The organism is Vibrio minamisatsumaniensis (genome assembly GCF_050337445.1).
Classification (GTDB): domain Bacteria; phylum Pseudomonadota; class Gammaproteobacteria; order Enterobacterales; family Vibrionaceae; genus Vibrio; species Vibrio artabrorum.
The window spans coordinates 88,275-95,771 of the sequence record NZ_JAKJSY010000013.1 but is presented as its reverse complement, the minus strand read 5'-3'; the positions used below and the strand labels follow the sequence as shown (position 1 = coordinate 95,771).

Here is a 7,497-nt window from a genome sequence, read left to right as displayed (position 1 = left end):
GTATCAAAAAAAGGTAGCGGAGAGTGGGTTAACACAAAGTATGTCGAGAAAAGGTAACTGCTTGGATAATGCGGTTGCTGAAAACTTTTTTGCTTTACTCAAAACAGAGATGTATCACAACCAAAGCTTTGAAGATGCAGATGCACTGATAGAGAAAATTAAAGAATACATCGAGTACTACAATACCAAACGTATAAAAGTGAAACTAAAAGGCCTGACTCCGATAGAATATCGAACTCAGGCCTTGAAAGCCGCTTAACAGAAATGTCCAACTTTATGGGGTCACTTCAATATGACTGGCTTTTTTGCTTTTGCACGCAGTAATAAATAAAAATGGCCACAATGTTTGTGGCCATTTTTTAGAATTGAATTCGTTTAAATCTCTTTCCACTCACCGGGCTGAAGCTGACCCACGTTCATGTTGCCGATTGAATAGCGGATAAGACGCAGGGTAGGGAAACCGATATTGGCTGTCATTCGTCTCACTTGACGGTTACGTCCTTCGATAATAGTAATCGATAGCCATGTTGTCGGGATCGCGGCTCTGAAGCGTACTGGAGGCGTTCTATCCCACACCTCGGGTTGGGGCATGACTTCGACTTTAGCTGGCCGTGTCATGCCGTCTTTTAGTTCGACGCCTTTTCTCAATTTATCTATATCTTCCTCAGAAGGTGCGCCTTCAACCTGCACCCAGTAAGTCTTGGGTGATTTAGAGTCGGGTTGAGTCAGTTTCGCTTGAAAGATCCCATCATTGGTCAAGACCATTAATCCTTCACTATCGCGGTCGAGTCGACCCGCGGCATAAACCTCTTTTACTGGAATAAAATCCGCTAGTGTTTTTCTACCATCACCATCCGTGAACTGGCTGAGAGTATCGAAAGGTTTGTTGAAGAGAATAACTTTGCGCTCTTCAGGTGTCATTTTAGGCTTGGTATTCGCCGGTTTGTTTTTGTAACGGTGTTTACTTGAGTGAGGTTTTTTATGCGAAGTCGCGCTGTTATTTTTATCACTATTTCGGCCCTGTTTATGACGGCTTTGTTTTAATTTAACCCCAGAACGAGCCGGTTTGTCTGAGTGAGATGTGCTGTGTGAGCGAGTCGGCATGTTAACTACCCTGCAAAAATGTAAACGAAGTGTGGTGAAAAGTTTTCACTGAAACGGAATTGAGCTATCATTTGCGCGCCTAAATGACACAAAATAGAACAAGTTGATGGACTCTTAAGCCTGATTTGTTTAATTATACCTTCGTGTTTTATTATAACAACGCACTCACGGATTTGGTTCATGCCTTCATTAAGATGGCGTGAAAAATAAGATAGAGTACGACTATCGAGTAAGCTGTTTCACTCTCAGAGTCGCTTACTGGTCAATTTATCACATCTCACTATTTTGGGTGAGTTTGTAAAAAACTATAGGGAAATTTCATGCCTACTGAAAAACCAACCATCATCTACACCATTACAGACGAAGCTCCGGCGCTGGCAACTTACTCTCTGTTGCCTATTATTCAATCTTTTACGGCTTCTTCTGGTATTGACGTTGATACTCGCGATATTTCACTTGCAGGGCGCATTATTGCCAACTTCCCTGAGTATTTAAATGAAGAGCAACGTATTGGTGATGCATTAGCAGAACTCGGTGAATTGGCTAAGACACCCGAAGCAAACATTATTAAGCTTCCCAACGTATCAGCATCTGTACCTCAGCTTCAAGCGACAATTAAAGAACTTCAGTCGAAAGGTTACGCACTTCCTAAATACCCAGAAGAAGCAAAGAGCGATGAAGAGAAAGCCATCAAAGCGACCTACGACAAGATAAAAGGTAGTGCAGTAAACCCAGTTCTACGTGAAGGTAACTCTGATCGTCGCGCGCCACTTTCAGTGAAAAATTACGCGAAGAAAAACCCACATTCAATGGGGGCTTGGTCGGCCGATTCTAAGTCGCACGTTTCAAGTATGGACGACAAAGACTTCTTCGGTACCGAAAAGTCGGTAACGATGGAAGGCGCGACGCAAGTCAGCATTGACTTTGTCGGCAAAGATGGTACGAGAAAAACGTTGAAGCCTTCTTTTGCACTGCAAGATAAAGAGATCATTGATGCCTCAGTGATGAACAAGGCCGCTTTGGTTGCATTCTTCGAAAAAGAGATCGCATCAGCCAAAGAGCAAGGTGTTTTGCTTTCTCTTCACATGAAAGCGACGATGATGAAAGTGTCTGACCCAGTGATTTTTGGTCACGCGGTTAAGGTTTACTACAAAGACGTATTCGCTAAACACGGTCAGCTGTTTGAAGAGCTAGGTGTTGATGTAAATAACGGCATCGGTGATGTCTACGCGAAGATTGCTGCGCTTCCTCAAGATCAAAAAGAAGCAATCGAAGCTGATCTGCAAGCGGTATACGAGACGCAGCCACCACTAGCGATGGTTGATTCGGACCGTGGTATTACTAACCTACACGTACCAAGCGATATCATTGTGGATGCCTCTATGCCGGCAATGCTGCGTTCTTCTGGCCAAATGTGGGATCCAGAAGGTAAGCAAAAAGATACGAAAGCCATGATCCCAGATCGTAGCTACGCGAGCATCTACCAAGCAGTCATTGATTTCTGTAAAGAGAACGGCGCTTTTGACCCAACAACGATGGGTAGCGTACCAAACGTAGGTCTAATGGCTCAAAAAGCAGAAGAGTACGGTTCTCACGATAAGACGTTCATTCTCGAAGCTGCTGGTCAGGTTCAAGTTGTTGATGCTTCAGGTTCTGTGCTTTTAGAGCAAGACGTAGAAGAAGGCGATATCTTCCGTATGTGTCAGGTGAAAGATGCACCCATTCAAGATTGGGTTAAGCTCGCCGTGACTCGTGCACGTGCTTCAGGTGTCCCTGCGGTATTCTGGTTAGATGCGTCTCGTGCTCATGATGCACAGTTGATTAAGAAAGTAGAAGCTTACCTTCCTGAATACGATACAGACGGTTTAGACATTAAGATTCTGGCACCACTTGAAGCGACTCAGTATTCATTGGCTCGACTCAAAGAAGGCTTAGATACGATTTCGGTTACAGGTAACGTATTACGTGATTACCTAACCGATTTGTTCCCGATTCTAGAGCTGGGTACATCCGCTAAAATGCTATCGATTGTTCCACTGATGAACGGTGGTGGCCTGTTTGAAACTGGGGCCGGCGGCTCTGCACCTAAGCACGTGCAACAAGTAGAGAAAGAGAACCACTTACGTTGGGACTCTCTTGGTGAGTTCTTGGCATTAGCGGCGTCACTAGAGCACCTAAGCGTAGTCACGGGTAATGCGAAAGCTCAAGTGCTGGCTGATGCGCTTGATAAAGCGACAGGTGAATTCCTAGATAACAACAAGTCTCCTTCGCGTAAAGTGGGTGAGCTTGATAACCGTGGTAGCCACTACTACCTCGCCACGTATTGGGCCAAAGCACTGGCTGAGCAAACAGTTGACGCCGATTTAGCGGCGGAGTTTGCTTCTGTTGCAAGCCAATTGGTTGAAAGCGAGGAAGCCATCGTTGCTGAACTGAATAACGCGCAAGGCGTCGCTGGTGATTTAGGCGGTTATTACCTGCTTGATGATACGCTTGTATCAAATCTCATGCGCCCAAGTGCGACATTCAATGCACTTATTGATGCGTAGCTTTGAGGGGGTGAGCAGTCAAGGATGGGCTGCTCGTGACTTGTAACCAAGCGATACTGTTCTTGGTTGGTTAAAGCAAAATGTGAGGCACTTTGACGATAACGTTAAAGTGCCTTTTTTATGAGTGGCTATCAGCCAGTGAGATGAAACCTCTATTTTCTATTTCTTTGGCCTAATACCTGTAAAATTATTTTTTGGGGAAGGGCGCTGGAACCAATGAATAAAAATAGAAAAAACCGTTCATTTAAGCCTATTGTTACAGCAATTAAATGAGCGGCTTTAATGTTCTGCTTACCTGTGAGCCTTTAAAGTGAACTCATGTAGGTCAACATGGTTTGACCGTCGCCTATTTAGCGGCGCTACCTTCTACAGGAACAATAGAGCTCGCATGGGAGCCTTTGGGGCCACTTTCTACTTCATAGTCGACCTGCTGGCCAGCCTTTAAGGTTCGATAACCTTCCATTTGTATTGTGGAGTAGTGGGCGAAAATATCACCTTCTTCACCTTCTGGACAAATAAAGCCAAACCCTTTGGCGTTGTTAAACCATTTTACTGTACCTGTAGCCATGCTATACATCCCTCATGCATTTTGTTACTAACGTTGTTATATCAATTGTTGTAAGTCCGATTGATATCATTCCTACCAACTAAAGAATTTCAGCTGATAGCTTGAATTACATACATTGCTTACGGAATTTAACGCGACCCTGCGTGATGATTCCTTGTTGTGATATTTGATATCGTGTTAATCAGTTGTATTAAAAATAGCCGTTTAGCTCCAATGTAGCTAATGATTGAGCACAGTCAATAGTAAATTGCTATAAAAGTGATCAGCTTTAATAACAAATCACATTCGAGATTTGCTGTAAGCTATTAACAGACTTGTAACTTGCTGGAGGGTTTATTGGGCGAGTGAATGGTTGTGGTGTCTTTTTTAATCAATCACCTATGTTAATCTTGTTAATCGAGAACTTTTATTTGCAGCGATGGAAATGGTGGATTAGGCTCAGTATAGAGGAATATTTTTTGGTACGGTTTCTTGGTGCAGTTTCTTAGTACACCGTCATGTGTGAATGTGGTAAATTTGAGTTAACTGAACGTTCACCAATTCCGAAAAGTAACCCCTAGCAAAGCCAATATGAGCAGAAACTTTGAATGGGCATCTCCAGGCTCAGATTTACTGGAGAAAGAGACAACAAAAGTAAAGCCACCGGCAATGTATCACGTTGTGTTGAATAACGATGACTACACGCCTATGGACTTTGTAATCGAGATCCTAGAGCGATTCTTCTCACTAGATATCGAAAAAGCAACGGAAGTGATGCTCAAGGTTCATTATGAAGGTAAAGCTATATGCGGCACATACAGTGCTGAAATAGCAGAAACAAAGGTAGCGCAGGTAACGATGTACTCAAAGGAAAATGAGCATCCGCTACTATGTACAATGGAGCAAGTATAAATTGCTCGAACAACACTGTTGTTCCCTTAGGAGGTACTTATGCTAAATAAAGAATTAGAGACGAGTTTAAATGGCGCATTTGCTCGTGCGCGAGACAAGCGACATGAATTCATGACTGTCGAACACCTCCTACTAGCATTATTAGAAAATGATGCGGCCAAGGAAGCGCTCCAAGCTTGTCAGGCTGATCTTGATGCTCTTCGCAATGAGCTCGATATTTTTATCGACCAAACGACCCCACTTATCCCAGAAAGCGACGAGACTCGCGAAACTCAGCCTACGTTGAGCTTCCAACGAGTGCTTCAGCGTGCTGTTTTCCATGTTCAATCGTCAGGTCGCAGTGAAGTGACAGGTGCAAATGTACTTGTGGCTATTTTCAGTGAGCAAGAATCTCATGCGGCGTATTTACTCAAAAAGAACGACATTAGCCGCTTAGATATTGTTAACTTTATTTCTCATGGCATTACCAAAGCCAGTAATGAAAGTGATGGTTCATCACCGTCTGATTCATTTGGTGGTGCAGAGAGTGCTGAAGAGGCGGGCTCAGAAGATCGCCTCGAAAATTTCGCAATCAACCTCAACGAAGTGGCGAAGCAAGGTAATATCGACCCACTGATCGGGCGTGATAAAGAGCTTGAGCGTACCGTTCAAGTTTTATGTCGTCGACGCAAGAATAACCCTCTGTTGGTTGGTGAAGCCGGTGTAGGTAAAACGGCTATCGCGGAAGGTCTTGCATGGCGCATTGTTGAAGGGCAAGTGCCTGACATCATTCAAAGCAGTGTGATCTATTCTTTAGATATAGGTTCACTGCTTGCTGGAACGAAATATCGCGGTGATTTTGAGAAACGTTTTAAAGCGATTCTCAAGCAACTGGAAAAAGAAGAAGACGCAATTCTGTTCATCGACGAGATTCACACCATTATTGGTGCGGGTGCAGCGTCAGGTGGGCAGGTGGATGCCGCCAACCTCATTAAACCGCTTTTAAGCAGTGGGAAATTACGTTGTATCGGCTCAACGACATATCAAGAATACAACAGTATTTTTGAGAAGGAGCGTGCGCTATCTCGCCGTTTCCAGAAAATCGATATTGTTGAACCATCTCTCGATGACACAACCAAGATCCTGATTGGCTTGAAGTCAAAATACGAAGCTCACCATGAAGTGCGTTACACCAATAAAGCATTGCGTGCGGCTGTGGAGCTTTCAGCTAAATACATTAATGAACGCCACCTTCCTGATAAGGCGATTGATGTTATTGACGAAGCGGGTGCTCGTAGTCGCTTGACCCCAGCAAGCCGTCGTAAGAAAACGGTCAGTGTTGCTGATATCGAGTCAATGGTCGCGAAAATGGCTCGTATTCCAGAAAAATCAGTCTCTTCTTCAGACAAAGATACACTGCAGAAACTGGATGACCGCATGAAAATGTTGGTATTCGGACAAGATCAAGCTATCGACGTATTGAGTGAAGCGATTAAGCTGACTCGTGCTGGGTTAGGGGCGGACAATAAACCGGTTGGTTCCTTCCTGTTTGCTGGCCCTACCGGTGTGGGGAAAACTGAGGTGACCGTTCAACTCTCGAAATTGATGGGTATTGAGCTTCTGCGCTTTGATATGTCGGAGTATGGTGAACGTCACTCGGTAAGCCGTTTGATTGGTGCTCCTCCTGGATATGTAGGTTACGATCAAGGCGGTTTATTAACGGATGCTGTGATCAAAAACCCACATTCAGTGGTACTACTTGATGAGATTGAGAAGGCTCACCCAGATATCTTTAACCTGTTATTACAAGTGATGGATAACGGCACACTAACGGACAACAATGGACGTAAAGCCGATTTCCGTAATGTAATTCTTGTGATGACGACCAACGCAGGTGTAGCTGAAACTGAGAAGAAATCGATCGGTTTAATCCAACAAGATCATGCGCCAGATGCGATGGGTGAAATTAAGAAAGTATTTACACCTGAGTTCCGCAATCGCCTTGATAATATCATCTGGTTTAACAGTCTAGATCCAAGTGTGATTAGCCAAGTGGTCGATAAGTTTATCGTTGAACTTCAGGTTCAACTGGACGCCCGAGGGGTTTCTTTAGAGGTTTCTGAGGAGGCTCGTCATTGGCTGGCTGACAAAGGCTACGACAAGACCATGGGCGCTCGTCCAATGGGACGCGTGATTCAAGACAAGCTTAAGAAACCACTTGCTAATGAGTTACTGTTCGGTAGCTTGGTGGATGGTGGTACGGTGAAAGTATCCCTGAAAAAAGACGCATTGGATTTCGTCTATGTTGGTGCTAAAGAAGAGGTTATGCACTAATGAAGTGATAAGGGTGCAAATATAAAACGCATGACTCAGGTTGTGCGTTTTTTTATGCTTGCGAGAAATGCGAGA

At 44.1% G+C, this 7,497-nt stretch carries 6 protein-coding genes; 4 read left to right on the top strand and 2 right to left on the bottom strand.

Features of this window, described 5'->3' with window-relative positions; translation table 11 throughout:
- A partial coding sequence (locus tag L4B77_RS03795) for an IS3 family transposase (protein ID WP_429748586.1) occupies positions 1–259 on the top strand: 259 nt, incomplete at its 5' end.
- Positions 260–375: 116 nt separating this feature from the next.
- Here the strand turns inward: L4B77_RS03795 and L4B77_RS03790 are convergent.
- Positions 376–1,104: a pseudouridine synthase gene (locus L4B77_RS03790; RefSeq protein WP_429748584.1), complete on the bottom strand. Its 729-nt coding sequence runs from the start codon at positions 1,102–1,104 to the stop codon at positions 376–378.
- Between the two features lie 320 nt (positions 1,105–1,424).
- Here L4B77_RS03790 and L4B77_RS03785 point away from each other — a divergent pair, with 320 nt between their 5' ends.
- Positions 1,425–3,650 (top strand): NADP-dependent isocitrate dehydrogenase, encoded by a 2,226-nt coding sequence (locus tag L4B77_RS03785; RefSeq protein ID WP_429748582.1) that lies wholly within the window; start codon positions 1,425–1,427, stop codon positions 3,648–3,650.
- A 346-nt stretch (positions 3,651–3,996) separates the two neighbouring features.
- Here the strand turns inward: L4B77_RS03785 and cspD are convergent, their stop codons facing one another.
- A complete protein-coding gene (cspD, locus tag L4B77_RS03780; protein WP_261837603.1) occupies positions 3,997–4,218 on the bottom strand; it encodes a cold shock domain-containing protein CspD in 222 nt (73 codons plus the stop codon).
- 570 nt (positions 4,219–4,788) lie between these two features.
- On the opposite strand from cspD, the gene clpS reads away from it, so the two are divergent.
- Positions 4,789–5,109 (top strand): ATP-dependent Clp protease adapter ClpS, encoded by a 321-nt coding sequence (gene clpS, locus L4B77_RS03775; RefSeq protein WP_261837602.1) that lies wholly within the window; start codon positions 4,789–4,791, stop codon positions 5,107–5,109.
- Positions 5,110–5,148: 39 nt separating this feature from the next.
- The gene (gene clpA, locus L4B77_RS03770; RefSeq protein WP_429748579.1) at positions 5,149–7,422 is read left to right on the top strand and encodes an ATP-dependent Clp protease ATP-binding subunit ClpA; all 2,274 of its coding nucleotides are present in this window, start codon (positions 5,149–5,151) and stop codon (positions 7,420–7,422) included.
- Positions 7,423–7,497 lie beyond the last annotated feature (75 nt).